The organism is Labrys neptuniae, from assembly GCF_040797145.1.
In the GTDB taxonomy this organism is placed as follows: domain Bacteria; phylum Pseudomonadota; class Alphaproteobacteria; order Rhizobiales; family Labraceae; genus Labrys; species Labrys neptuniae.
In genome coordinates this window covers 606,191-631,426 of sequence record NZ_JBFNQD010000003.1, presented here as the reverse complement: position 1 = coordinate 631,426, position 25,236 = coordinate 606,191, and the positions used below count along the sequence as shown (strand labels likewise).

At 66.3% G+C, this 25,236-nt stretch carries 22 protein-coding genes; 10 read left to right on the top strand and 12 right to left on the bottom strand.

Annotated elements, in window-relative coordinates; translation table 11 throughout:
* Nucleotides 1–28 precede the first annotated feature (28 nt).
* The 8 genes from ABXS05_RS13630 to mutL all read left to right on the top strand — a co-directional run bounded on the left by ABXS05_RS13630 (nucleotide 29) and on the right by mutL (nucleotide 9,203).
* A complete protein-coding gene (locus ABXS05_RS13630) occupies nucleotides 29–2,218 on the top strand; it encodes a pseudouridine synthase (RefSeq protein ID WP_367624259.1) in 2,190 nt (729 codons plus the stop codon).
* A gap of 10 nt (nucleotides 2,219–2,228) precedes the next feature.
* Nucleotides 2,229–2,786: a 16S rRNA (guanine(966)-N(2))-methyltransferase RsmD gene (rsmD, locus tag ABXS05_RS13625; RefSeq protein WP_367624258.1), complete on the top strand. Its 558-nt coding sequence runs from the start codon at nucleotides 2,229–2,231 to the stop codon at nucleotides 2,784–2,786.
* Between the two features lie 109 nt (nucleotides 2,787–2,895).
* Nucleotides 2,896–3,303, top strand: coding sequence for an OsmC family protein (locus ABXS05_RS13620; protein WP_367624257.1), 408 nt, complete (start codon nucleotides 2,896–2,898; stop codon nucleotides 3,301–3,303).
* Nucleotides 3,300–3,560, top strand: a complete 261-nt coding sequence (locus ABXS05_RS13615) for a TfoX/Sxy family protein (RefSeq protein WP_367624256.1) — start codon at nucleotides 3,300–3,302, stop codon at nucleotides 3,558–3,560. Before ABXS05_RS13620 ends, ABXS05_RS13615 begins: the two co-directional genes overlap by 4 nt.
* A 125-nt stretch (nucleotides 3,561–3,685) precedes the next feature.
* Nucleotides 3,686–4,993, top strand: coding sequence for a M16 family metallopeptidase (locus ABXS05_RS13610; protein WP_367624255.1), 1,308 nt, complete (start codon nucleotides 3,686–3,688; stop codon nucleotides 4,991–4,993).
* A gap of 176 nt (nucleotides 4,994–5,169) precedes the next feature.
* Nucleotides 5,170–6,411, top strand: a complete 1,242-nt coding sequence (locus ABXS05_RS13605; RefSeq protein WP_311944693.1) for a M16 family metallopeptidase — start codon at nucleotides 5,170–5,172, stop codon at nucleotides 6,409–6,411.
* Between the two features lie 252 nt (nucleotides 6,412–6,663).
* Nucleotides 6,664–7,089, top strand: coding sequence for a hypothetical protein (locus ABXS05_RS13600; RefSeq protein WP_311944692.1), 426 nt, complete (start codon nucleotides 6,664–6,666; stop codon nucleotides 7,087–7,089).
* Nucleotides 7,090–7,379: 290 nt separating this feature from the next.
* A complete protein-coding gene (gene mutL / locus ABXS05_RS13595; RefSeq protein ID WP_367624254.1) occupies nucleotides 7,380–9,203 on the top strand; it encodes a DNA mismatch repair endonuclease MutL in 1,824 nt (607 codons plus the stop codon).
* 76 nt (nucleotides 9,204–9,279) lie between these two features.
* Here the strand turns inward: mutL and ABXS05_RS13590 are convergent, their stop codons facing one another.
* From ABXS05_RS13590 to ileS, 3 genes are all read right to left on the bottom strand, one after another.
* A complete protein-coding gene (locus tag ABXS05_RS13590) occupies nucleotides 9,280–9,909 on the bottom strand; it encodes a hypothetical protein (protein WP_311944690.1) in 630 nt (209 codons plus the stop codon).
* 123 nt (nucleotides 9,910–10,032) lie between these two features.
* A complete protein-coding gene (gene lspA / locus ABXS05_RS13585) occupies nucleotides 10,033–10,587 on the bottom strand; it encodes a signal peptidase II (protein WP_311944688.1) in 555 nt (184 codons plus the stop codon).
* 3 nt (nucleotides 10,588–10,590) lie between these two features.
* Entirely contained in the window at nucleotides 10,591–13,671 is a 3,081-nt protein-coding gene (ileS, locus tag ABXS05_RS13580; protein WP_367624253.1) for an isoleucine--tRNA ligase, read from the bottom strand.
* Between the two features lie 311 nt (nucleotides 13,672–13,982).
* Between ileS and yghU the strand changes: the two genes are divergently transcribed.
* Nucleotides 13,983–14,858, top strand: a complete 876-nt coding sequence (gene yghU / locus ABXS05_RS13575) for a glutathione-dependent disulfide-bond oxidoreductase (protein WP_367624252.1) — start codon at nucleotides 13,983–13,985, stop codon at nucleotides 14,856–14,858.
* 217 nt (nucleotides 14,859–15,075) lie between these two features.
* Here yghU and ABXS05_RS13570 read toward each other — a convergent pair whose 3' ends face one another.
* The 8 genes from ABXS05_RS13570 to ABXS05_RS13535 form a co-directional block, all read right to left on the bottom strand.
* The gene (locus ABXS05_RS13570) at nucleotides 15,076–15,981 is read right to left on the bottom strand and encodes a S1C family serine protease (protein ID WP_367624251.1); all 906 of its coding nucleotides are present in this window, start codon (nucleotides 15,979–15,981) and stop codon (nucleotides 15,076–15,078) included.
* A 166-nt stretch (nucleotides 15,982–16,147) separates the two neighbouring features.
* Nucleotides 16,148–16,819: a spermidine synthase gene (locus tag ABXS05_RS13565; protein WP_367624250.1), complete on the bottom strand. Its 672-nt coding sequence runs from the start codon at nucleotides 16,817–16,819 to the stop codon at nucleotides 16,148–16,150.
* A gap of 265 nt (nucleotides 16,820–17,084) precedes the next feature.
* The gene (locus ABXS05_RS13560) at nucleotides 17,085–18,809 is read right to left on the bottom strand and encodes an acetyl/propionyl/methylcrotonyl-CoA carboxylase subunit alpha (RefSeq protein ID WP_367624319.1); all 1,725 of its coding nucleotides are present in this window, start codon (nucleotides 18,807–18,809) and stop codon (nucleotides 17,085–17,087) included.
* A 5-nt stretch (nucleotides 18,810–18,814) separates the two neighbouring features.
* Entirely contained in the window at nucleotides 18,815–20,422 is a 1,608-nt protein-coding gene (locus ABXS05_RS13555) for a 5-oxoprolinase subunit B/C family protein (RefSeq protein ID WP_367624249.1), read from the bottom strand.
* A complete protein-coding gene (locus ABXS05_RS13550) occupies nucleotides 20,422–21,213 on the bottom strand; it encodes a LamB/YcsF family protein (protein WP_367624248.1) in 792 nt (263 codons plus the stop codon). Before ABXS05_RS13550 ends, ABXS05_RS13555 begins: the two co-directional genes overlap by 1 nt.
* 46 nt (nucleotides 21,214–21,259) lie before the next feature.
* Nucleotides 21,260–21,943, bottom strand: a complete 684-nt coding sequence (pcp, locus tag ABXS05_RS13545) for a pyroglutamyl-peptidase I (RefSeq protein WP_367624247.1) — start codon at nucleotides 21,941–21,943, stop codon at nucleotides 21,260–21,262.
* Nucleotides 21,944–22,067: 124 nt separating this feature from the next.
* A complete protein-coding gene (locus ABXS05_RS13540) occupies nucleotides 22,068–23,021 on the bottom strand; it encodes a DUF979 domain-containing protein (protein ID WP_311933859.1) in 954 nt (317 codons plus the stop codon).
* Nucleotide 23,022: 1 nt separating this feature from the next.
* A complete protein-coding gene (locus ABXS05_RS13535) occupies nucleotides 23,023–23,757 on the bottom strand; it encodes a DUF969 domain-containing protein (protein ID WP_311933856.1) in 735 nt (244 codons plus the stop codon).
* A gap of 421 nt (nucleotides 23,758–24,178) precedes the next feature.
* Here ABXS05_RS13535 and ABXS05_RS13530 point away from each other — a divergent pair, with 421 nt between their 5' ends.
* The gene (locus ABXS05_RS13530) at nucleotides 24,179–24,874 is read left to right on the top strand and encodes a GntR family transcriptional regulator (protein WP_311933854.1); all 696 of its coding nucleotides are present in this window, start codon (nucleotides 24,179–24,181) and stop codon (nucleotides 24,872–24,874) included.
* A gap of 25 nt (nucleotides 24,875–24,899) precedes the next feature.
* Here the strand turns inward: ABXS05_RS13530 and ABXS05_RS13525 are convergent, their stop codons facing one another.
* The gene (locus ABXS05_RS13525; protein WP_311933851.1) at nucleotides 24,900–25,214 is read right to left on the bottom strand and encodes a DUF6665 family protein; all 315 of its coding nucleotides are present in this window, start codon (nucleotides 25,212–25,214) and stop codon (nucleotides 24,900–24,902) included.
* Nucleotides 25,215–25,236 lie beyond the last annotated feature (22 nt).

Sequence of the window (25,236 nt, the reverse complement as noted above, 5' to 3'; positions counted from 1 at the left end):
GTAGCGGGGGCCATTCCAGCAACAATCGATGTCCGACGATAAACGATCTGGCGGCGGCGGCCGCAAGCCCCCAAGCGGGGGCAAGAAGCCATTTGGCCCCAAGAAGACCTCCGCTGGCGCTGGACCTCGTCGGCGCGGCGTCGATGGTGACGCACCTCCGCGCCGTTCCTTCCGGGATCGTGACGAGGGCGGCGAGGCTCGCCCGAAGCGTCCGGCCCGTTCCTTTGCCGAGCGCCAGGACGGCGATCGTCGTCCGGCGCGTTTCAAGCCGCGCGAAGGCGAGGATTCCGAGGCCCGTCCCGCCCGCCGTCCGTTCCGCGAGCGTAAAGGCGGCGAGGAACGTCCGTTCAAGCCCCGCCGCTTCGAGGAGCGCGGGGAAGCTCGCCGGCCGTTCCGGTCGCGCGACGAGGGCGCCGAAGGCGGTTTCCGGCCGCGCCGGGATGCGGAGCGCGGGGAGGGCGGTGAGCGTTCGTTCAGCCGCAAACCTCGCCGCGAGGGCGATGAAGGTGGGCGCTCCTTTGCGCCGCGCCGTTTCGACACCTCCTTCGAGCCGCGCGAGGGCGGCCGCAAGGCCTTCGAGCCGCGTTTCGACGATCGCCAGGAGGAGCGCGCGCCCAAGCGTGCCCCGCGTCGCACCGAGGCCAGGGCGGAGACCGTCGCCAAGCCCGAGGCCGAAGCCAAGTCTGGCGCCTTTGCCGGCGAGCGTGTGGCCAAGGTGATCGCGCGGGCCGGGTTGGGATCGCGCCGTGATGCCGAGACCTGGATCGAGGAAGGCCGCGTTGCCGTCAATGGCGAGGTGTTGACCAGCGCCGCGCTCAACGTGCTGGCCGACGACAAGATCACCGTCGATGGTAAGCTCCTGCCCCGGCGGGAGCGCACGCGGCTGTGGCTCTACCACAAGCCCCGCGGCCTGGTGACCACGGAAAAGGATCCGGAAGGACGCCCGACCGTGTTCGAGAACCTCGACCCGTCCTTGCCGCGCGTGATGTCGGTGGGGCGGCTCGACATCAACACCGAAGGCTTGCTGCTGCTCACCAATGACGGCGGTCTGGCGCGCCAGCTCGAACTGCCCAAGACCGGCTGGCTCAGGCGCTATCGCGTGCGGGCTTTCGGCGAGACCGATCAGGTCCAGCTCGACAAATTGTTCGAGGGGCTGACGGTCGACGGCGTCGACTATGGTCGCATCGAAGCCCGCCTCGACAAGGAGCAGGGCTCCAATTCCTGGCTGACCCTCGGCCTGCGTGAAGGCAAGAACCGCGAAGTCAAGAATGTGCTGGGTTCCATCGGCCTGGAGGTCAACCGCCTGATCCGCGTGTCCTACGGGCCGTTCCAGCTCGGCGACCTGGCCGAAGGCGCCGTCGAGGAAGTGAAGACCCGGGTTCTGATGGACCAGCTCGGCCCCGAGCTGGTTGCCGAGGCCGGCTGCGAGTTCGAGGCGCCAATCCACGAGGCCGCCGGCGAAAAGCCGGTCAAAGCTGCGGCCAGGCCCGCAAAGGGTGGCCCGGCGCGCGGACTGCGTGTCAAGTCGGAGGAAGACGGCAAGGAACGCGTGATGCGTGGCAGCCTGGTCGAGGATCGCCATGGCCGGCGTGTGCTGGTCCAGCGGGTCGCTGACGTGGCCGACGAAAAGCCGGCTCGGCGCAAGCCATTCCGTCCGCGCGATGAAGAGGGCGGTGACCGCCCCTTCAAGCCGCGGGCTGCCTTCCGCGATCGCGACGAGGGTGGCGAGCGTCCGCGCAAGCCGTTCCGCGCACGCAGCGAAGAGGGCGGCGACCGTCCTTTCAAGCCGCGTCCGTCCTTCCGCGACCGTGACGAAGGGGGCGAGCGTCCGCGCAAGCCGTTCCGGCCGCGCGACGAAGAGGGGGGCGAGCGCCCGCGCAAGCCCTTCCGTGCACGCAGCGAAGAGGGCGGCGATCGTCCGTTCAAGCCGCGTCCGTCCTTCCGTGACCGCGACGAGGGTGGCGAGCGTCCGCGCAAGCCGTTCCGCCCGCGTGACGAAGAGGGCGGCGACCGCCCGTTCAAGCCGCGTCCGTCGTTCCGTGACCGCGACGAAGGTGGCGAGCGTCCGCGCAAGCCGTTCCGCCCGCGTGGCGAGGAGGGTGGCGACCGCCCGTTCAAGCCGCGTCCGTCCTTCCGCGATCGCAATGATGGCGGTGAACGGCCTTCGCGTCCTCGCCCCGGCGGCAAGCCGGGCGGTGCGCCACGCCGGGGGCGTTGACGGCTGAGCGATGCGCATCATCGGCGGGCAATTTCGCGGCAAGCAACTGGCTACACCGAAGTCGGACGCGATCCGGCCGACTTCGGACCGCCTGCGTGAGACCTTGTTCAATATCCTCGCGCATGGCTATGACGATCCCGTGCGCGACGCCCGCGTGATCGATCTGTTCGCCGGCACGGGCGCGCTCGGTTTCGAGGCCCTGTCGCGCGGAGCCCGCTTTGCCACCTTCGTCGACGAGGGCGCGGAGGCGCGTGGGCTGATCCGCTCCAATGTCGAGGCGATGTCCCTGGGCGGACGCACCCGCTTGTTCCGCCGGGATGCGACCAAGCTGGGCATGATCGGGCCGGGCGAGCCCTTCTCGCTGGCTTTTCTCGATCCTCCCTATGGCAAGGGGCTGGCATCACAGGCGCTCGTCAGCCTTGCCGATGGCGGCTGGCTGACCAAGGGAGCGCTCTGCGTGGTCGAGGAGGCGACGGACGCCCCCCTCGAAGCGCCGCCCTCCTTCGCTCTGGCCGATCAGCGCGACTATGCCGGTACCAGGCTCAGCTTCTTCCACCACGAGCCCTGACGTCCGGCGCTGGGGCGCTTTGATCGAGCCGCCGCTTCACGCTCTGCTTGGCATCGCTTTCGTCCTCGGCCCCTTGCTGTCATAGTCGGCAGTATCCAAGGGGGCAGCCATGGCGACGGTAACGGTCGAACTGCGCAATGTCGGTGAGACGCAGGCTGCCATGGGCTGGGCCGGCGGACATACCATCGTGGTGGACCGCCCCGAGGGCAAGGCCGGCGGCATGGGGCTCGGCTTCAATGGCGCCCAGCTGCTCGCTCTGTCGCTTGGCGGCTGCTTTTGCAACGACCTGCGCTACGCCGCCGAAGAAATGGGTGTGACCGTCGATACCATCGCGGTCAGCGTCGCGCTGGAGCTTGAGGGCAAGCCGCTGCTGGCGACGGCTGCAAGGCTCGAGGTACGCTGCCGGATGCTGGACGGGTCAGACCCACAGCCGGTGATCGAGCGCGCGAAGACGATCTGCATGGTGGCCAATTCCCTGCGCAGCGGCGTGCCGGTCGGCATCGAGATGGTGGCATGAGCGGGCGCATCCGGGATATGCGCAATCTTGGCCCGGCGACCGAACGCATGCTGGCCGAAGTCGACATCTGCAGTCCGGAGGATCTCCGGCAACTGGGAGCCGTCGCTGCCTATCGGCGCCTGAAGTTCCGGTTCGGGCGCGGCGTCAGCCTGAACGCCCTTTATGCCGTGGAAGGAGCCTTGAGCGATCGGGACTGGCGCGAGATCGACCGCGGCTTAAAGGAACGGGCCGATTGGAAGCAGGAAGGGAGCCGGTAGGGATTGTTTTCTTCGGACCTATGCCTTGCTAGGCTCATGCTCCAGGGGGTAAGGGATACTTCACTTCCCGCGTTTCCTACCCATATTGGGTGGATCTTTCGCTTTCCCTCCCGATCGGACCTTTCATGACGCTTGCGCTTATCCCCGGTCTCGGCGGTGCTTCCCATGCCCAGGGCCCGGCGATCACGGATTTCACGCTTCCCAACGGCTTGCATGTGGTGGTCATTCCCGACCGCCGTGCGCCGGTGGTCACCCACATGGTGTGGTACAAGGTGGGCGGGGCGGATGAACCGAAGGGCAAGTCGGGCATCGCGCATTTCCTCGAGCATCTCATGTTCAAGGGCACGGAGAAGAATCCGGGGGGCTTTTCCAAGCAGGTTGCCGAGCTGGGCGGCCAGGAGAACGCCTTCACCTCCTATGACTACACCGCCTATTTCCAGCGAGTGGCCAAGGAGCATCTCGGCACCATGATGGCCTTCGAGGCCGATCGCATGACCGGGCTGGCTCTTACCGACGAGGTCGTCAATCCCGAGCGCAACGTCGTGCTCGAAGAGCGCAAGATGCGGGTCGACAACGATCCCAATTCGCAGCTTGCCGAGGAGATCGCCTCGACCCTGTTCACCCACCATCCCTATGGCACGCCGATCATCGGCTGGGAGAACGAGATCGAAGGCCTGAGCCGGCAGGACGCCATCGATTTCCACAGCCGTTTCTACACGCCGAACAACGCCAGCTTGATCGTGGCTGGTGACGTCACGGCCGAAGAGGTGCGCGAGCTGGCCGAAACCCATTACGGTCCTGTGGCCCGGCGTGCCGACCCGCCGCCGCGTCTGCGGCCGCAGGAGCCCAGGCAGCGCGCAGACCGCCGCGTTCGGCTGGCCGACAAGCGGGTGGAGCAGCCGATCTATCAGCGCCATTGGCGGGCGCCTTCCTATATCCAGGCCCACAATGGCGAGGGCGAGGCGCTCGATCTCCTCTCTCAGATCCTCGGCGGCGGGCAGACCTCGCGGCTTTATCGGGCCCTGGTGGTCGACAAGAAACTGGCTTCGGCCGCCGGCGCCTTTTATGGCGGCTCCGCCGTGGACGAGACGCGTTTCGGTGTCTGGGCCATCCCGATGCCTGGCGTCAGTTTCGAGGCGCTGGAAGCGGCCGTCGACGAGGAGATCAGGCGCATCGTCGCAGAGGGCGTAAGCGAGGCGGAATTGGAGCGTGCCAAGACGCGCCTCGTCGCCGACGCGATCTATGCCCAGGACAACCAGTCGACCCTGGCACGCTATTACGGCGCCACCCTGTCAGTCGGCGGCAAGGTGGAGGACCTGCAGCTCTGGCCGCAGCGCATCGCCGCCGTGCCGTCCGGACGACTGCCGGAGATGGGCCGTGCCGTCCTGCTGGAGGGCAAGTCGGTGGTCGGCTTGCTCGAAGGGCAGGCTTGATAGGTTTCGCACGTCATGACGGATGCTGCCAGGCAGACTGGCGGCGCCGTCCATGATTGTCTGGATTGCTGCGCCGCGCTTTTCCTGCTGGGAGGCTTGCAACGGCGCATCAGTCTCCTGCCGTCATCGCCGGCTTTGCCGGTTGTGACGATCGTTTTTTGTGAACGAGAGTTTTTATGATCCAGAAGATCGTCTCGCCTCTTGGCATAGAAGCCTGGCTGGTCGAGGACTATGCCGTACCCGTCATCGCCGTCGACTTCGCCTTCAAGGGCGGTGCCGCGCAGGATCCGGCCGACCGGCCAGGCCTGGCCCACATCATGTCGGCGCTGTTCGACGAGGGGGCAGGGCCTCACGACGACGAGGCCTTCCAGCGCCTGATGGAGGAGAATGCGGTCGAGCTCTCCTTCCATGCCGCGCGCGACCAGATCAACGGCTCGCTGCGCACGCTGTCCGACCGCAAGGCCTTCGCCTTCGATCTTCTGCACTATGCCGTCAGCGAGCCGCGTTTTGAGGAAGCCGCGGTGGAACGCGTGCGCCAGAGCCTGCTGGCCAGCTTGCGTCGTGAGGCGAGCGATCCCAACGCCATGGCTTCGCTGGCTTTTTTCGCCGGGCTTTTCCCCGACCACCCCTATGGCCGCCCGACGCGCGGTACGCTGGAGAGCATCGGTGCCGTCAACCGGGACGAAATCGCGGCCCAGCACCGCCGCCTGCTCGCCAAGGATGGGTTGACGGTCTCTATCGTCGGCGCCATCGATGCCCATGATGCGGAGGAGATGCTGGACAAGGTGTTCGGCTCGCTGCCGACCACGGCCCTGCTGCAGCCGGTGCCGGAGGCCCAGCTCGCGGACCTGGGCACCCGCAAGGTGATCGACCTCGACGTGCCGCAGACCGTGCTGCAATTCGCCACCCCCGGCGTGAAGCGCGACGATCCCGACTTCATGGCCGCCTTCCTGCTCAACCATATCTATGGCGGCGGCAGCTTCTCCTCACGCCTTTTCCAGAAAGTGCGCGAGGAGAGGGGCCTGGCCTATTCGGTCTCCACCCAGCTCGGCGCATTGGCCCGAGCCGCCTTCGTCGGCGGCGGCGTCGCCACCCGAAACGACAGGGCGGCCGAAAGTCTCGCCATCATCGAGGCGGAGATGGCCGAACTCGCCCGCAACGGGCCTGGCGCCGCAGAATTGGAGAGCGCCAAGAAATACCTCACCGGCTCCTATGCACTGCGCTTCGACTCATCGACAAAGATCGCCAACCAGCTGACCATGATCCAGATCGAGCGGCTTGGCATCGATTTCATCGATCGCCGCAACGGCCTGGTCGAAGCGGTGACGCTGGACGATACCAAGCGCGTGGCCGAGCGGATGTTCGGGGGTGGCAAGCCCTTCGTCGTAGCTGTCGGGCGCCCGGAGGGGCTGTCCTAGGATCGCCGGATAACTCCCGATGCCGGCCCAAATCATATCGGCGATGACCGGGTAAAGGCGCTGCGTCACAAAGAACACGGCGAAGAACGGCAAGAAACGACGAGAAGAGCGAGCCTGGTCGAGCGTTTTCTTCTCGCCGGACAAGGTTAAATCGTTCTGCTTACGTCACACTGACTATTGCACGAAGGGGCCGACTGCATCACCCTGTCGCTCGTCGAGAAGCGGCGGGGGTCGCTCAAGCGGGAGGATGTCATGAAGCTTTGGAGTGTTTCGGCTGTCGTCCTTGTTGGTCTTCTGGGGGCAGGCTGCGTCAGCACCGGTCTTGGAACCTCGCGCGGGCCCGGTGCCAGCGGTGCTGCCGTTGCAGTGCCGTCTGGGCGGGTCAGCAAGATCGACCAGTTTTCCTACATCACGCCGGCCTGCCGGGAAGTGCCGGGCGTTGCGGCTCGTATCACCAAGCAGGCGGGCTATGGCCAGGTGAGCATCCGCAGGGCCCGCGACTTTTCTCCCTATGAGGCCGGCAATTCCAGCGCCGCCTGCAATTCACGGCGCGTGCCGGTCTGGCAGGTGCTCTATACCTCCGCACCTGGTTATCGCGGTCCCGATCAATTTGCCTATCGTAAGGCTTTTCCCGACGGCAAGGTGCTCGACGTCGTCGTCAATGTCGATGTGCAATAGGGCAAACAGGCGTTCATGACCGAACGCTTTTTTGCTCGTGCGCTTCGCTTCCAGCCGTTCCAACGGATTGGCTAAAGTGCCTTTGCGATTTGCAGCGCTTCCGCCAAGTCGCAAAACGCCTTGGAGCCTGAGGCTTGCCTGCCGGCCATTCCGATGGCCGGCCCCATGGTGTATTGTTCCCGGCACGTGACGCATTCGTTCTCCACCCGTGAGCACGGATGCGCCAAGCCTTTGATTTTGCGCCCGATTTCTCTCAGGTGGAGCGCTGGCGCCGATGGACGATTCGCCCCATGGCCATCCGTGCCCTTCCCCAGATCCTGATCGACCGCATCGCCGCCGGCGAGGTGGTGGAGCGGCCGGCGAGTGCCGTGAAGGAATTGGTGGAGAACGCCATCGATGCCGGCGCTCGCCGCATCGAGATCGTCACCGAGGGCGGCGGGCAGCGCCTGATCCGCATCGTCGACGACGGTTCGGGCATGTCGCCCGAGGACCTCGCTTTGGCCGTGCAGCGCCACGCGACGTCCAAGCTGCCGACCGAGGACCTGCTCGCCATCAACACGCTGGGCTTTCGCGGCGAAGCCTTGCCATCCATCGCCTCGGTGTCGCGCCTCAGCATCACCACGCGCGAGCGTGGCTCGGCCACCGGGGCCGTGATCGCCATTGAAGCCGGCGAGCACCAGGCAATCCGTCCGGCAGCGATCGGGGAGGGCACGCGCATCGAGGTGCGCGACCTTTTCTATGCCACCCCGGCCCGCCTGAAATTCCTCAAGACCCAGCGTACCGAAGCGGCGGCGATCGGCGATGTCGTCAAGCGCCTTGCCATGGCCAACCCCGCCATCGCCTTCACTCTGGCCGGCGAAGACCATTCTCCCTCGACCTGGCCGGCCGGTGACGAGGAGACGCGCCTCGGCACCTTGCTGGGTGCCGACTTCATCGACAATGCGATTGCCATCGACGTGACGCGCGGGGATGTCCGCCTGCATGGCCATATCGGTCTGCCGACCTTCAATCGCGGCACCGGGCAGCACCAATATCTGTTCGTCAATGGGCGGCCGGTGCGCGACAAGCTGTTGCTGGGTGCCGTGCGCGGTGCCTACGCCGATCATCTGCCCAAGGACCGCTTTCCGGTTCTGGCCCTCTTCCTCGACATCGCCTCGCAGAATGTCGACGTGAATGTCCATCCGGCCAAGGCCGAGGTCCGCTTCCGTGATGGCGGCCTGGTCCGCGGCCTGATCGTCTCGGCGATCCGCTCCGCGCTGGAGCGGGAGTCCGGCCGCAGCTCAAGCGGCAATGCCGATGTCGCCCTCGGCCTGCTTGCCCGCAGCCTCAACCGCCCGGCCGATCTCGACTGGGACTGGCGGGCGTCGCCCGCGGCGCCCCATCCTGCCGGCATGGGAGACGGTGGCATCGACAATGGCGGCTTGGCTGCAGGAAGCGGTTTCGCGGCGCCGGCCCAGGCCGGATTCGACGCGCTGGTGATGCCTTCCGCGGATGCGCGTGCCACGGTGGTGCCTCCCGCGCCCGACAGTCTCGACCGGCCGCTCGGCGCGGCCCGCGCGCAGCTGCACGAGACCTATATCGTGGCCCAGACCCGGGAAGGCGTCGTCATCGTCGACCAGCATGCGGCCCATGAACGCCTGGTCTATGAGCGGCTGAAGCGTGAGCGCGCGGCCGCCGGTGCCAGGTCGCAATTGCTGCTCATCCCGGAAGTCGTCGATCTCGATCCCGCCGATGTCGAGCGCCTGACTGCGGCGAGCGGGGATCTGGCGGCTCTCGGCCTGGTCGTGGAGCCGTTCGGGCCGGGTGCCCTTCTGGTGCGCGCCACGCCGGCTGCGCTTGGCAGCACCAATCCGGCCGCGCTGATCCGGGACCTCGCCGATGGCTTTGCCGAATGGGGCTCGGAGATCGTGCTGGAGCGGCGCCTCGACCATGTCGCCGCCACCATGGCCTGCCACGGCTCCGTACGGGCCGGGCGGCGCCTGTTGCCGGCGGAGATGGATGCGCTCCTGCGCGAGATGGAAGTCACCCCCAATTCAGGCCAGTGCAACCACGGCCGGCCGACCTATGTGACGCTGAAGCTCGGCGACATCGAGGCCCTGTTCGGGCGACGGTAAGCCCGAAACGGAAATGCACAAACGAAAGGGCCGATCTTGCGACCGGCCCCATTGGTATTCTGCGTCCCTGAACTTCCTACTTGACCCGCGGGGTCTTGAAGACCCGGTCGAACCAGGATTCGCTCTTGTTGCCTTCGGAAGGCAGGGGTTCGTTGCCGGCAAGCGGCGCCGAGGCGAGTGGCTTGCGATAGCCAACCGGCGGCTCTGTCAAGGAACGGCGTGGCGGTTCGACGCCGGCCGCGAGTGGCGTGTTGTCCTCGCCGAGGTTGAGGCGCTTCTGCAGTTCGCTGGGCTTGAGCGGGACCGAACTGGCCTTGGCCGCATCGAACGGCTCCGGCGCGTCGACCCGACCGGCACCCGGCACGCGGCCTGCCGCCATCTCGTCAGGCGAGAGCCGGCCATCGCCATGCTCGGCCTTGCTGCGCGGCATCACGCCGGCGGCCTTGCGCTTCTTGTAGTCGGGATCCACCGGCCAGTTCGGGTCATTGTCCGAAGTCGCAGCCGTGCCGGGCGGTGGCAGGTCGAGCTTGCCCGGCTTGGCCAGCGGCGCACGGTCGGAATAATTGATTGCCGGCGCATCGTCACCGGTGCCGAGCATCTTCTGGAAGAAGTTCTGACCGAGGGACTGCGCATTCGCCGCACCCGTCGGCGCCAGGGCAACCAGTGCCGTCGCCGCAGCCAGGCCAAGCCAAATCTTTGTCCGCATCCTGTATCCCAATCACTGCTAGATTTCGGTGCAAATTCCGGGAGAGACCTTCGCTCTACTGCCCGGAAAATGCGTCAAAACCAAGAAACCACCATTCCTCCGGGCAACCAGTACCTGAAAAAGTCAGGAAGACCCGTGCGTCTGCGGCTCTTTGTTCACCACCATGTCATACAACAGCAGGGCCACGCCCGCAACGATGGCGACATCGGCCAGGTTGAAGACATACCAGGAAAAATCGCCGGCATGGAGCAGGAAGAAGTCGGCAACGCCTTCCCGCTGCAGCCAATTGGGGGCCAACGGTCCCTCTATCGCCAGCAATCCGTCGACGGCATTGCCGATGGCGCCGCCTATGATCAGGCCGATGCCGATCGCCGATGATTTCGTGTGGATACGGGCAAGCCATGCCAGAAGAAGCACGGTGGCAATGAGGCGAAAGGCGACGAGCAGGATCAGGCCGATCTCGCTCTCCTGCTGGAACAGGCCGAACGATACGCCACGATTCCAGACCAGGGTGAACTTCAGGAAGGGCGTCCAGTCGACGGCCTCCTGATACATGATCAGCTCACCGATCTGGAAAATGTGGAGCGCCCAATATTTGAAGCCCTGATCGATGATGATGGCGAGAACCGCCACCATCACCCCGATGAGGGTGTAGCGCCCAAAAAACATCGACTTCATCGCTCAGGCCCCCGCCGCCTGCCATTCGCGCATCGCCGCCGCGTCGCGCGGGGTGATGTCGGGGAAGGCGGGATCGGCGGTCTTCGGATCGAAATAGCGCCAGGAACGCGCGCATTTGATACCATCGGCCCGGCCGGGAACCACGGCAATGCCGGCAACGCCGTCGAGGCGATAGGCCTCGGCGGGGCCTTCGCCGGCCACGAGCGTCAGCCCCGAGACGATGCAGACATCCTCGAAATCGACGCTGCACAGAACCGCCAGCGTTGCCTCGTCGGCGACGTGGACGACCGGCGCGGCTTCCAGCGAGGAGCCGATGCGCTTGGCGGCGCGTTCATGCTCCAGCGCGCCGGTGACCACGCGTCGCGCCTCGCGCACGAGCTCCCATTTCTCGGCGAGCGCCGGATCGAGCCAGGCAGGATCGGCTGCCGCGAAAGGCTGCAGATGCACCGAGTTCTCCTGGCCGAAGCGCGAGGTCCAGGCTTCCTCCATGGTGAAGCACAGCACTGGCGCCAGCCAGGTCGTCAGGCAGGTGAAGAGCGTGTCGACCACGCTCAGCGCGGCCCGGCGGCGCAGGGACGATTTCGGATCGCAATAGAGCGCGTCCTTGCGCACGTCGAAATAGAAGGCGGAGAGGTCCGCCGTCATGAAGGTCGCCAGCAAGGCGACCACGCGCTTGTAGTCATAGCTTTCATAAGCGGCGCGCACCTCGCCGTCGAGCTCGGCCAGCCGGTGCAGCATCAGCCGCTCGAGTTCCGGCATCTCGGCGGCAGCAACGCTATCGCCGGCCTCGAAATGGGCGAGCGTGCCCAGCATCCAGCGGATGGTGTTGCGCAGCTTGCGGTAGGTGTCCTCCACCGTCTTCAGGATCTCGGGCCCGATGCGCTGGTCGTCGGCATAGTCGGTGGTGGCGACCCACAGGCGCAGAATATCGGCGCCGGAACGCTTGATCACGTCCTGCGGAGCGACGGTGTTGCCGATGGACTTCGACATCTTGCGGCCCTGCTCGTCGAGCGTGAAGCCGTGGGTGACCACGATGTCGTAGGGTGCCCGCCCGCGCGTGCCGCAGCTTTCCAGGAGCGAGGAATGGAACCAGCCGCGGTGCTGGTCCGAACCTTCCAGATACATCACGCTATCATCGCCGCCATCGACCTTGCGCTTGATGCCCGCAAGGCCCGGGAAGTGGCGTGGGTCCTCCAGCGTGAAGGCGTGGGTGGAGCCGGAATCGAACCAGACATCAAGGATGTCGTTGACCTTGACCCAGCCTTCGCCGGCGCGAGCGCCGAGGAAGCGCTCGGAGGCGCCCTCCTGGTACCAGGCGTCGGCGCCTTCGGTTTCGAAGGCCGCTGATATGGCCTGGTTGACGGCCTCGTCCTTGAGGATCTCGACGCCGCCACCCGGCTTGTCGCGCATGAACACGGCGATCGGCACGCCCCAGGCGCGCTGGCGCGAGACCACCCAGTCCGGGCGGTTGGCGATCATGCCGGTGATGCGGTTCTCGCCGGCCGCCGGCACCCATTGGGTCTGCCGGATGGCGTTGAGAGCGAGCTCGCGCAGCGACGAGCCGTCGCCGAGCGTCGGCCCGACATCGTTGCGCAGGGCGCCGCCTTCCGTACGGGCCGGCGTCGCCGCCGGCACGGTGCCCGGAGCCACCTCGTCGATGGGCTTGTCCATCGCGATGAACCATTGCGGCGTGTTGCGGAAGATCACCGGCTTCTTCGAGCGCCAGGAATGGGGATACTGATGCTTGATACGGCCACGGGCTACCAGCTTGCCATCGGCGACCAGTGCCTTGATCACCGCGTCATTGGCGTCGCCCTTGTCGCCCTTTTCGGTGATGACGCGCTTGCCGGCGAAGCCGGGGGCGTCCGCCGTGTAGAAGCTGTCGCCATCGACGGGATAGGGGATGTGCGTGTTGATGCCGCGGGCAGTCAGCTCGCGCTGATGCGCGGTCCAGACGTCAAAGTCCTCGCGGCCGTGGCTGGGGGCCGTATGCACGAAGCCGGTGCCGGCCTCGTCGGTGACGTGCTCGCCCTCGAGCAGGGGCACGGCAAAGCCGTAGCCGGGATCGAAGCCCGCCAGCGGATGGGCGGCGGTGAGGCGCGCGAGTTCGCCGGCCTCGACGCCGCCGAGGCGCTCATAGGCTTCCACCTTGGCGGTCTTGAACACCTCCTCGGCGAGCTTGTCCGCCAGGATGAAGCTGTCGCCCACCTTGGCCCAGTTATTCTCGGGCGCTGATGTGACGCGATAGAGCCCATAGGCGACGCGGCTCGAATAGGCGATGGCGCGGTTGCCCGGGATGGTCCAGGGCGTGGTGGTCCAGATCACGAAGGCGGCCTTGGCCAGCTCGTCGCGCGTGGCACCCGAGCGCACCGGAAACTTCGCCCAGATCATGTCGGAGGTATGGTCCTCATACTCGATCTCGGCCTCGGCCAGGGAGGTCTTCTCCACCACCGACCACATCACCGGCTTTGAGCCGCGATAGAGCTGGTCGCTCATGGCGAATTTCATGATCTCGCGGGCGATCTGCGCCTCGGCCGCATAGGCCATGGTGAGGTAGGGATGCTCCCAATCGCCCTCGACCCCCAGGCGCTTGAACTCCTCGCGCTGCACACCGACCCAATGCTCGGCGAAGGCGCGGCATTCGCGCCGGAACTCGACCAGCGGCACCTCGTCCTTGTTCTTGCCCTTGGCGCGGTACTGCTCCTCGATCTTCCATTCGATCGGCAGGCCGTGGCAGTCCCAGCCCGGCACATAGTTGGAATCGAAGCCGAGCATCTGCTGGGAGCGCGTCACCAGGTCCTTGAGGATCTTGTTGAGCGCATGGCCGATATGGATGTTGCCATTGGCATAGGGCGGGCCGTCATGCAGCACGAATTTCGGCCGGCCGGCCGATGTGTCGCGCAGGCGCTGGCGCAGGTTCTGGCTCTGCCAGCGGGCCAGGATCTCCGGCTCCTTCTGCGGCAGGCCGCCGCGCATGGGGAAGGCCGTCTGCGGCAGGAACAGGGTCTTGGAATAGTCGAAAGCCCCAGAGCTCGCCTTCGAGCTCTCGGCGGTCTCGCTGGAGGGGGACGCAACATCGGTCATGAACAGGGATCCGTCGATACGGAGGAAAGGGAAAAGCGGCGCAAACCCGGACCTTCCGCGGAGCTCAGCCGAGCCCGCACGCGGAAGCCGGGACGATAATTCGGGATATGCGCGGCACGTCTATCATGCGGGCGTGAATAGCAGGCTCTGCGCGCGGGATAAAGCGGAGAGGGAATGCGAAGCCGGGATTTTCTGGAGCACAGCCGTACAGCGTGCCCTAGCATGAGCTTCAGCCTCTCCCTATCTGCCATGAAGGCAGCCTCTTCGCTCGCTGGCCCTTTCACTGATAGGCTCTGACCTGGAGTTCGAGAATGACCGGTTCGTCCGACTACACGCCCCCGAAGATCTGGACCTGGAACAAGGCGAATGGCGGTGCGTTCGCCAATATCAACCGGCCGATCGCCGGCCCCACCCATGACAAGGAATTGCCGGTCGGCCGCCACCCCCTCCAGCTCTATTCGCTTGGCACCCCCAACGGGGTCAAGGTCACCATCCTGCTGGAGGAATTGCTGGCCCGCGGCCACAAGGGCGCCGAATACGATGCCTGGCTGATCGAGATCGGCAAGGGCGACCAGTTCGGCTCGGGCTTCGTCGACGTCAACCCGAACTCCAAGATCCCGGCCTTGCTCGACCGCAGCGGCGCCGAGCCGATCCGCGTGTTCGAATCTGGTTCGATCCTGTTCTATCTCGCCGAGAAGTTCAGCGAGTTCCTGCCGAAGGACCCGGCCACCCGCGCCGAATGCATGTCCTGGCTGTTCTGGCAGATGGGCAGCGCGCCCTATCTCGGCGGTGGCTTCGGCCATTTCTACGCCTATGCACCGACCAAGATCGAATATGCCATCGACCGTTTCGCCATGGAGGTGAAGCGTCAGCTCGACGTGCTCGACCGCCGCCTGGGCGAGGTCGAATATCTGGCCGGCAGCGACTACACCATCGCCGACATGGCCGTCTGGCCCTGGTATGGCGGCCTCGCCAGGGGCTGGCAGTATGGCGCGGCCGAGTTCCTGCAGGTCGAGGACTACAAGAATGTCCAGCGCTGGGCCGAGGCGATCTTCCAGCGGCCGGCCGTGCAGCGCGGGCGCATGGTCAACCGCACCTCGGGCGAGCCGTCGAGCCAATTGCGCGAGCGCCATGACGCCAGCGATTTCGAGACCAGGACCCAGGACAAGCTGGAGGCCGCGAGCTGATGGTCATCCCGGACGCGCTGCAGCACGTAGTGATGCGGCGCAGATCCGGGGTGGCGAGCAGGATGAAGCATAATACCAACGGCGGCGATGTTTGACCCGTGTGTCATTGGGAGCGCAGCGAAGCAATCCAGGAGCCGTGGCCGCCACGTTTTCCGGCACTGGATTGCTTCGCTGCGCTCGCAATGACGATGCAGATCCGGGACGACCTTTTGTCTCGTCACTGCAAAGGCGGCTTGCGCAGGAAGGCGTTGCGATCGGCCGATTTGACGCGCAGCCAGCTCTCGCGGCCATCGCGCAGGACCCGCATCGGCACCTCGACGCCGGCCGGGCCGCCGCTCCACACCTTGCGATAGAAATCGGCGAGGCCCCGGACCTCCTCGTTGCGGATGTCGGAGATGATGTCGCCCGCCTTCAACCCCGCCTTGGCGGCCGGCGACCCCTTGGCCACGCTGGCGACCACGACCTTGCCGTTGCTTTCCGCCGAGAAGGCGCCGAGCCAGGGGCGCGGTGGCTGGTCGACCTGGCCCCGTGTCAGGAGATCGTCGAGAATGGGGGGGAGGAGGTCGATGGGCACGACCATGTTGATGTCGAAATCCTCGCCGCTGCGTTCCATCTGCAGGAGCAGGGATCCGATGCCGAGAAGCCTGCCGTCTTCGCCGACCAGGGCCGCGCCTCCCCAGCCGGGATGGGCAGGCGCGATGAAGATCGCCTCGTCGAGCAGATATTCCCAATAGCCGGCGAATTCCTGCTTGGCCACGATACGGGCATCGACATGGCGCCCCGTACCGTCGACGAACACGGCCTCGTCGCCGACCGCCGCCTTGCCGGAACTGCCGAGCCCCAGCGCCGGCAGGCCGAGCCGGCCGAGCGCCTGTACCAGGCCGAAGCCCGTCGCCTGGTCATAGGCCACGACATGGGCGGGAACCACACGTCCATCCTGGGTGGTCAGCCAGATCTCGTCGGCTTCGGTAACGAGATAGCCGATGGTGAGCACCAGCCCGTCATCGCGGATGACCACCCCGCTGCCCTCCCGCTCGGTGCCGAGCGCAGTTGCGGTGAAGGCGTCCTGTGGAATCTTGGCACGCACGGCCACGACCGAGCGCATGATCGAACGAAGTGTCATGGCATTCATCTTGGTGAAGAGCGTCCGCGGCGAGGCAGGATGCGCAATACCCGGGAAGCGGGCAAGAAAGATCTTCTAGAGTTATGCAGCCGGGCGGCGTGCTGCAAGGGCATAGGAGGCAAGAGCGGCGATCGTGGAGGGGACCCGGCCGTCGGCCGGATCGCAGTCAGCTTTTCTTGGCAAACCAGATCACATGCCGGGCGCCGCTTCGCCCCTTGTTGGCCCGGACGCGGACCTCGTCCACCGCAAAGCCTGCCTGGCGCAGCCGCCTGTCGAAGGCCGAAGAGGGGCCTTGCGACCATACGGCTAGCAGGCCGCTCGCCGTCAGCGCTTCCCGGGCGGCCGCGAGGCCTTCCAGGCTGTAGAGGCGGTCATTGCCGGCATGGGTCAGCCCTTCGGGGCCGTTATCGACGTCGAGCAGGATCGCATCGAAGCGGTGCCCGGCGCGGATCACGCCGTCGACATCGCCGAGCTCGATGCTGACGCGCCGATCATCGAGGCTGCCCGCGAAGATCTCGGCCATCGGTCCCCGGGCCCAGGTCACGACGGCTGGCACCAGTTCGGCGACCACGATTTCGGCATCGTCCAGGAAACTTGCCAGGGCGGCGCGCAAAGTGAAGCCCATGCCGAGGCCACCGATCAGGATGCGAGGGTGCCTGCGCGCCGCCAGGCGCTCGGCGGCCATCGTTGCCAGCGCTTCTTCCGAGCCGCTCAGCCTGCTGTTCATCAGCTCGTTGCTGCCGAGCATGATCGAGAATTCGCTGCCACGCTGCTTGAGGCGCAACTCGCCGCCGCCATGGGGGATCGTTGCGGTGTCGAGATGCTTCCAGGGGATCACGGCGGGCTCATAGGCGGGAGGCGATGGCAAGCGTCTAGCAGAATGTGGCGACAATTCCAGTTTCCATCGGCGGGTCCACTAGAAACCGGAGTAACAAGCCTTCTCCCCTTGCGGGAGAAGGTGGCGCGAAGCGCCGGATGAGGGGAGAAACACGACTTTGCTGGCGATGTGCCGACACCCCTCATCCACCCCTTCGGGGCACCTTCTCCCGCAAGGGGAGAAGGCTGGTCGCGCTCATTCTTGCGAGTATGGCGTGTCGTCGCTCCTATCCGATGCGCGCCATCACCATGCCGGCCGTCACGGTGGTGCCGGCTTCGATCTCCTGCGCCAGCTTCCCGGCCCGGTGGGCCTTGATTTGCATTTCCATCTTCATCGCCTCCATCACGGCGACGACATCGCCCTCCGCGACTTCGGCGCCGTCTTCCACCTGCCAGGAGCGTAGTGTCCCGGCCATCGGCGCCATCACCGCATCGTGCGACGACTCGGCTGGTGCCGCTATCGCCGGCGCCGCTGATGGCACGGCCTGGAGGCCGCCCAGCAGGGCGGGGGGCAGGCCGAGGGTGACGCGCCGGCCGTCGATCTCCACGGCGGTGCGGAGCAGTGTCGCTGCCGGCAGCGGTTCGGGCCGTGTGGCGGCGGCGAGGGTGGCGGCAAAGTCGGTCTCGATCCAGCGGGTGTGGACCTTGAAATCCTGCTCGCCGGTGAAGTCGGTGTGGCCGATCACCGTGCGATGGAAAGGCAGCACCGAGGCGACCCCCTCGATGCGGAATTCGGCGAGGGCGCGCCGGGCCCGCGCAACGGCCTCGCCCCGTGTCGCACCGGTGACGATGAGCTTGGCCATTAGCGAATCGAAGCTGCCGGGGATGGTCGAGCCGGCAGCGACGCCGGTATCCAGGCGGATGCCCGGGCCGGAAGGCGGCTCGAAGGCGGTGATGAGGCCCGGGGCCGGCAGGAAGCCGCGCCCGACATCCTCGGCATTGATGCGGAACTCCAGGGCGTGGCCTCGCGGCGCCGGTGTCTCGGTGATGCTGAGGGGGTGGCCGTCGGCGACGCGCAACTGCTCGACCACCAGATCGATGCCGGCGGTCTCCTCCGTTACCGGGTGCTCCACCTGCAGGCGAGTATTGACCTCCAGGAAGGAGATCGCGCCCGAGGCACTCAAGAGGAACTCCACGGTGCCGGCGCTGACATAGCCGGCCTTGGCGCAGATATCGCGCGCCGCCTGGTGGATGCGGGCGCGCTGCTCCTCGCTGAGGAAGGGCGCCGGGGCCTCTTCCACCAGCTTCTGGTTGCGGCGCTGCAGCGAGCAGTCGCGCGTGCCGACCACCACGACATGACCATGGCTGTCGGCGATCACCTGCGCCTCGATATGGCGGGGGCGGTCGAGATATTGCTCGACGAAGCACTCGCCGCGCCCGAAGGCGGTCACCGCTTCGCGCACGGCCGAGTCAAAGAGCTCGGCGACCTCGTCCATGCGCCAGGCGACCTTCAGCCCGCGGCCGCCACCGCCGAAGGCGGCCTTGATGGCGATCGGCAGGCCATGCTGCTCGGCAAAAGCGAGGACTTCGTCGGGGCCACCAACCGGATTGGCGGTGCCGGCGACCAGGGGAGCGCCGACCGCCAAGGCGAGCTTGCGGGCCTGCACCTTGTCGCCCAATTGCTCGATGGCGGACGGAGGCGGGCCGATCCAGGTCAGGCCGGCATCGATCACGGCCTGGGCAAAGGCGGCGCGTTCGGAGAGGAAGCCATAGCCCGGATGCACGGCATCGGCGCCGCTGCGGCGGGCGATGGCGATGAGCTTGTCGATGTCGAGATAGGTTTCGGCCGGCTTGTCGCCACCCAGGCCATAGGCCTCGTCCGCCATGCGGGCATGCAGGGCATCGATGTCAGCATCGGCATAGACGGCGACGGAGGCGACGCCATAGTCGGCGCAGGCCCGTATCACGCGCACGGCAATCTCGCCCCGGTTGGCGATCAGGACCTTCTTGATGGGCATTATAGTCCCCCTGGAAACTGGGTGATCGGCCGGAAACGGATCTGTGCTCCGATGGGAATCTGGCCGGCGCGATCGAGATGGTACGGGGCGACGGCGGCGATGACGGGATAGCCGCCGGTCAAAGGATGATCGGCGAGGAATAGTACCGGCTGCCCCGACGGCGGTACCTGGATCGAGCCCTGGATCGTGCCTTCGCTCGGCAGTTCCTTGCCTTCGCTTGCCGGCGCGCGCTTCAGCGCCCGCTCGCCGGCGAGGCGGATGCCGATGCGGTTGGACTGGGGCGTCACCGACCAGGATTGGGCCGCAAAGTCCTCGAGTGCCTGCTTGGAGAGCCAGTCGGAGCGCGGACCCATGACGACGTCGAGAATGACGGGTTCACCCAGCCGCGGCAGCGTGGGCGGGACGTCCGGCAGCCCCGTCACAGCGCCGGGCGGCGGCGCGAGCCCGGACAGGCGATCGCCGACCGCAATGGCCGGCGGCCCGATCTGGGCCAGCGTGTCGGTGGCGGCACTGCCAAGTACCGGGGCAACGGCGAAGCCGCCTCGGACGGCGAGGTAGGAGCGCATGCCAGCCTGGGGCTCCCCGAAATGCAGCCTGTCGCCGGCAGTGAGTGCGATGGCGGCGTAGCGCGGCACGGGGTAAACGGACCCTCCGGCGGTCGTCAAGGTGAGCGGTCCCTCGGCGCCGGTGACGGCGACCACAGTCTCGCCGAGGCAGAGGAGTTCGCAACCGCCATAGGCGATCTCGATGCCTGGCAATGGGCTGGGGTTGCCGACCAGCCGGTTGGCGCTGCGCAGGGCTGCGCGGTCCATCGCGCCGGAAACGCTGATACCCTGCCGCGCCTGACCGGGGCGGCCCAGATCCTGGAACAGCATCTGCGGACTTGGCTTGATGACGTCGAAGAGCGGGATGGAAGAAGGGATGCCCTCATCCTGGCCTTGTGCCAGCCGGGGGAGGGAAGCGCTGGCGTCGCGTTTCCGCGTCTGATCCTTCCTGCCGCTGGCTTCGACGAAACGTACGCGGTCGCCGGGCTGCAGCAGAGCGGGGCGCTCGCGTGCAAGGTCCCACATCGGCAGGTCCGTCACGCCGATGATCTGCCAGCCACCGGGGCTGGCCTGCGGGTAAACGGCGCTGAAATGCCCGGCAAGACCCACGGAACCTGCGGCCAGGCGTGGACGCGGCGTGGCGCGCCGGGGCAGGTCGAAGCTCGGATGGCCGCCGCTGAGATAGGCAAAGCCCGGTGCGAAGCCGGTAAAGGCCACGGTGTAGTCGCTGCCGGTATGGCGCCGGATCACTTCCTCGACCGAAATCTTGAGGAGATCGGCGACCTCGGCGAGATCCTCCCCATCATAACGGACCGGGATCTCGATCAGGGTGCCGCTTTGCTCGACCTTGGCATCGAGGCGACGCCGGCCGATGGCACTGATCAGCTCCCGTTGTGCGATGGCTGCCGGACGAAAGCGCACCAGCAAGGTCCTCGCCGCAGGCACGATGTCCTCGATGCCGGCGATGGGCTCGGTGCGCAGGGAGGCCTGCAGGGCCAGGGTCTGCGGCAGGTCGGGCAGTTCCACCATGAGGGCATCGAGATTGACCGGCAGGAAGCGCATCAAGGCTCTCCGTCCGCGGGCGTCATGAAGGAGCGCACGGCCACCCCCGACCGTTCCAGCAAGGCTCGGATTTCGCGGGCCATGGTGACGGCGCCGGGGCTGTCGCCATGGACGCAGATCGAATCCGCTTCGATGCGGACCGCGCTGCCGTCGATGGCGGGAACCGTACCTTCGGTGACGAGGCGCAGCATGCGTGCCGCCACCTCCTTGGGTTCATGCAGCACCGCGCCGGGCTCTCGGCGCGACACCAGCGAGCCGTCGGGCATATAGCCCCTGTCCGCAAAGGCCTCGGCGACCACAGCAAGGCCGGCCGCGCGCGCCCAGCCGATGAGGGGAGAACCGGCCAGAGCCACCAAAGTGAGCCCGGGATCGATCTGCCGGATCCCTTCGATGATGGCCTCTGCCTGCCGCCGGTCCTTGGCGATGGTGTTGTAGAGGGCGCCATGCGGCTTGACGTAGGACACGCGGGTACCGGCGGCGGTGGCCAGGCCCTTGAGCGCGCCGATCTGGTAGATGGTGTCGGCGATCAGGTCCTCGCTGGCCACATCCATGTTGCGCCGCCCGAAGCCGCCGAGATCGGGATAAGCGATATGCGCACCGACCGTCACGCCCTTGGCTGTGGCGGCCCGCAGCGTGGCGAGGATGCCGGTGGGATCGCCGGCGTGAAAGCCGCAGGCCACATTGGCGCTGGAGACGATGGCGAGCATCGCCTCGTCGTCGCCCATGCGCCAGGCGCCGAAGCTTTCGCCGAGATCGCTGTTGAGATCGATGTGGTGGAGGTCGACGTTCATGGCACGAAGCTCCCGATAAGCTCTTGCCGCCCGGCTGCCTGGCGGCTCAATGGATTTGCCCGCCGCTCTCCCGTACGTCTTCCTGGACGGTGAGGGCGGTGTGCGTGAGGTGCCGGATGGCCTCGACCTGCGTCGCCAGCGCAAGGCTCGGCAGCCCGGGTCGGCGCGCGGCATGCTCGGGCAGGCAGGGCATATGCACGAAGCCACCCCTTGCGCCGGCAAGCGGGCGCAGCGTCGCCAGCCGATGCATCAGGGCGAAGAAGACATGGTTGCACACGAAGGTGCCGGCTGTGGTGGAGAGCGAGGCCGGGAGGCCCGCCGACCTGAGGTCGCGCACGATCGCCTTGACCGGCAGCGAGGAGAAATAGGCAGCCGGCGCCCCCGATATCACTGGGATATCGATCGGCTGGCGGCCGTCATTGTCGGCAATGCGCGCATCGTCGAGATTGATCGCCACGCGCTCTGGCGTGATCTCGGCGCGCCCGCTCGCCTGTCCGAGACTGATGACGAGGCGAGGCCGCCATTGCCTCAAGGCCTCGTCCAAGCGCTCGATGGCGGCCCCGAACACGCAGGGCAATTGCACCGAGCGGACCAGGGCACCCTCGCAGATCCAGCCATCCAGTGCCCGGGCAACCTCCCAGGAAGCGTTGGTCTCATCGTTTTCGAATGCTTCGAAGCCGGTGATCAACACGGTTGGCGGCGTCTGGTCCGGTGGCTTTTTGGGGCTCATGGCTGCTTTCCACGAATGATGTCCTGGAACGTTTTGCGATTTGACGGAATCGCCTGAAATCGCAAAGACGCGTCGAAACAAAGAGTTAGAGTAAATAAGCGTTCACACTTGAACGCGTTTTGCTCTAGAGAGGCATCAGGACATAGAGCAGTACGACATTGGCGGCGAGCAGCGCCAGCGCCGTCGGAATCTGGGCGCGGATGACGGCATTCTTGTCGATCTCCAGCAGTGCGGCCGGCACGATGTTGAAATTGGCCGCCATGGGCGTCATCAGCGTACCGCAATAGCCCGACAGCATGCCAACGGCCGCGATCACCGCGGGATTGCCGTGATAGACGCCGATCAGGACCGGCACGGCAACCCCACCCGTCATCACCGGAAAGGCGGCAAAGCCATTGCCCATGATCACGGTGAACAGCGCCATGCCGACGACATAGAGCGCGACCGCCACCAGGCGCAGGTCCATGTTGACATAGCTGGTGGTGAGATGGGCGACCGCCTTGCCGACGCCGGCATCGGAGAAGACCAGGCCGAGCATGCCCAGCATCTGGGGCAGGACCAGGGCCCAGCCGAGCGCATCGGTGAGACGACGGGATTCGCGCAGGCCCTGGACGGGTGTTTCGCGCGTCAGCCAGCAGGCGAGGACGAGCGCGACGATGCAGGCGATGCCGAGGGCGAGCAGGGTGGTATTCTTGGGATCGAACAGCGGCGTGCCGCCGATGATGACGTAATGGCCCGAAAGCGTGATGGCCACGGTCAGCAGCGGAATGGCAAGCGCCGGCACGAACAGCTTGTTGCCGAGCCGCTTTGCACTGGCCACCGCTTCGGCGGCGCTGGGAATGTGGTGACGGCCGGCACCGACCCCACCGAGCCCGGCAATCAGCGCCAGCACGACGACGCCCACGCCGACCACGGCCGGCGGCAGGAAGTCCCCGATCAGAAAGGCCAGTGCATAGAGGCCCCAGAACAGGGCGCTGCTGAAGCGCTTGGGATGGTTGCGGTCGGCCAGGGTCATCACGGCCGTGACGGCCAGGATCGCTCCGACGAGATAGAACAGGTGGGAAAGGGAGAGGATCATGTCAGCCCTCCGACTGCGCTTCAGGCCGCAGGCCGGCATCGGACGGAGCCTCGGCCAGATCGCGGGCAATGGCCGCATCGAGGCGTGACAGCCGGAAGGCATGGATGGCGAAGGCCGTCAGCGCCGTGGGGATGCCCCACAAGGCAACATGAAGCGGCTCGACCTCGACGCCGGCTTCTCGGAGGAATGTCGTCATCAGTACGATGGCGCCGAAGGCGACGAAGATGTCCTCGCCGAAGAACAGGCCGACATTGTCGGTGGCAGCGGCAAAGGCCCTGAGCTTGTGGCGGACCCGCTCGGTGAGCGAGCCATGCCGGACCTCGGCCGCGCCTTCCGCCATGGGTGCGATCAGTGGGCGCACCATCTGGGGATGCCCGCCGAGGCTGGTCAGGCCCACCGCTGCCGTCAGCTGCCGGGCTGCGAGATAGACGATGAGCAGGCGGCCCGACGTCGCCGAGCGGATCCTGCTGATCCAGGCCTGGGCATGCTGGCGCAGGCCATGGCGTTCGAGCAGGCCGACCACGGCGAGCGGCAGCAGTAGGATCACCGCCAGATTGCGCGTTTTCAGGAAGCCGGTGCCGATGGCGGAGAGAACCTGCTGCGGCGGGAAACTCGCAGCGAGAGCCGTGCCGATCGCGGCAACGATCACGACGAGCATGGGATTGAAGCGCAGGACGAAGCCCGCGACGATGATGGCCACGCCGATGAGGGGCCATAGGCTGATGTCACTAGGCACGGTGTTCGCTCCCCGGGGACATTGGATGGTCTGGATAAGTGATCGGTTCTTGTAGGGTGATATTTCCCGATCCGCCGGCAATATCATCGAAATTGATGCCTTGATCAAGAGTTTTGATTGAACGTATATAAATTATTGTTCAACAATATCGTGATGCTTCCCGAACAATCGGAAAGCGGGCCGCAAGGGATGGCCTTTGGCCGTGTCCTGCTTGGGGCGGCAGCGGGGTTTCGGCCTTCAGGCGCGGACGTGGCTTGCCCGGCAGCACGCCTTCCTTTCAGCCCAGGCCGTTTGTCACTGTCGAGATCGCAGGGGCTTCGTTGTGAATCCCGAGGATTGCCCTACAATCCGGCTCGTCGTCATGGACAGGTGGAATGGCAACGTTGAGTGAAGATCGGACAATGGCGCGAGGCAGCGCCCCATGACGCAACCGGCTGATCCCCGTCCGGCCTCATCCGCCCTGACGCTCGGCGAGCGTGTCGCCGAGCAATTGCGACGCAAGATCACACAGGGCGAATTCGGTCCCGGACAACGCCTGTCGGAGCAGGCGCTCAGCGACGATCTGGCCATTTCCCGCAACACGCTGCGCGAGGTCTTCCGGGTGCTGACCAAGGACGGCCTGCTCAAGCACGTTCCCAATCGCGGTGTGTTCGTGGCGGTGCCGAGCATCGCCTCCATCATCGACATCTATCGCGTCCGGCGCCTGATCGAATGTCAGGCCCTCGCCCAGGCCTATCCGCGCCACCCTGCCAAGAAGCGCATGCGCGATGCCTTCGAGGAAGCCCTGCGCTGCCGGGCGGTGGAGGATTGGCCCGGGGTGGGCACGGCCAACATGGCCTTTCATATGGCTGTGGTGGAACTGGCCGACAGCGAAAGGCTGAACCTGCTCTTCGCCCAGGTTCTGGCGGAGCTGCGGCTCGCCTTCGGCATGTTGCAGGATGCCGAATTCCTGCACGCTCCCTTCGTCGACAGGAACCTCGCCATTCTAGAGTTGGCCGAAGCGGGGCAGTTCGACAGGGCGGCCGCCATGCTCGGCGACTATCTCATCCATTCCGAACGCCTGGTCCTCGCCGTCTATGCGCGGCGCATGGCGGATGGCAGCATCGGGGAATTGTAAGGCGCCCGGTCCTCGATGGACCGTGTCAGCGCCTGACGCCCAGCCTGACCAGCACTTCGGGCGGTATCTTGAGCTCGCGGATGACACCGCCATGGGAGGCCATGCCCATCAACTCCCGCTGGATGAAATAGCCATAGACCGCGTCGACGGCATCGGCGAGCAGGCGGGAGCGGCCGGGGTCCTCTGGCGCCGCCGCATGCAGGGCGGCCATGGCCTGGCCGGCGGCCTCGCCCGCCCGTTCCAGCGAAGCGGCCTTCTCCACGCGGATCTCGGCGCCGAGGACGTCGAGGGCCGTGCGGGCGGTGGCAGGGGAGAAATTCTGAGGCAGGCGGACGCTCATGCCGGCATACTGCCGCCGCCTG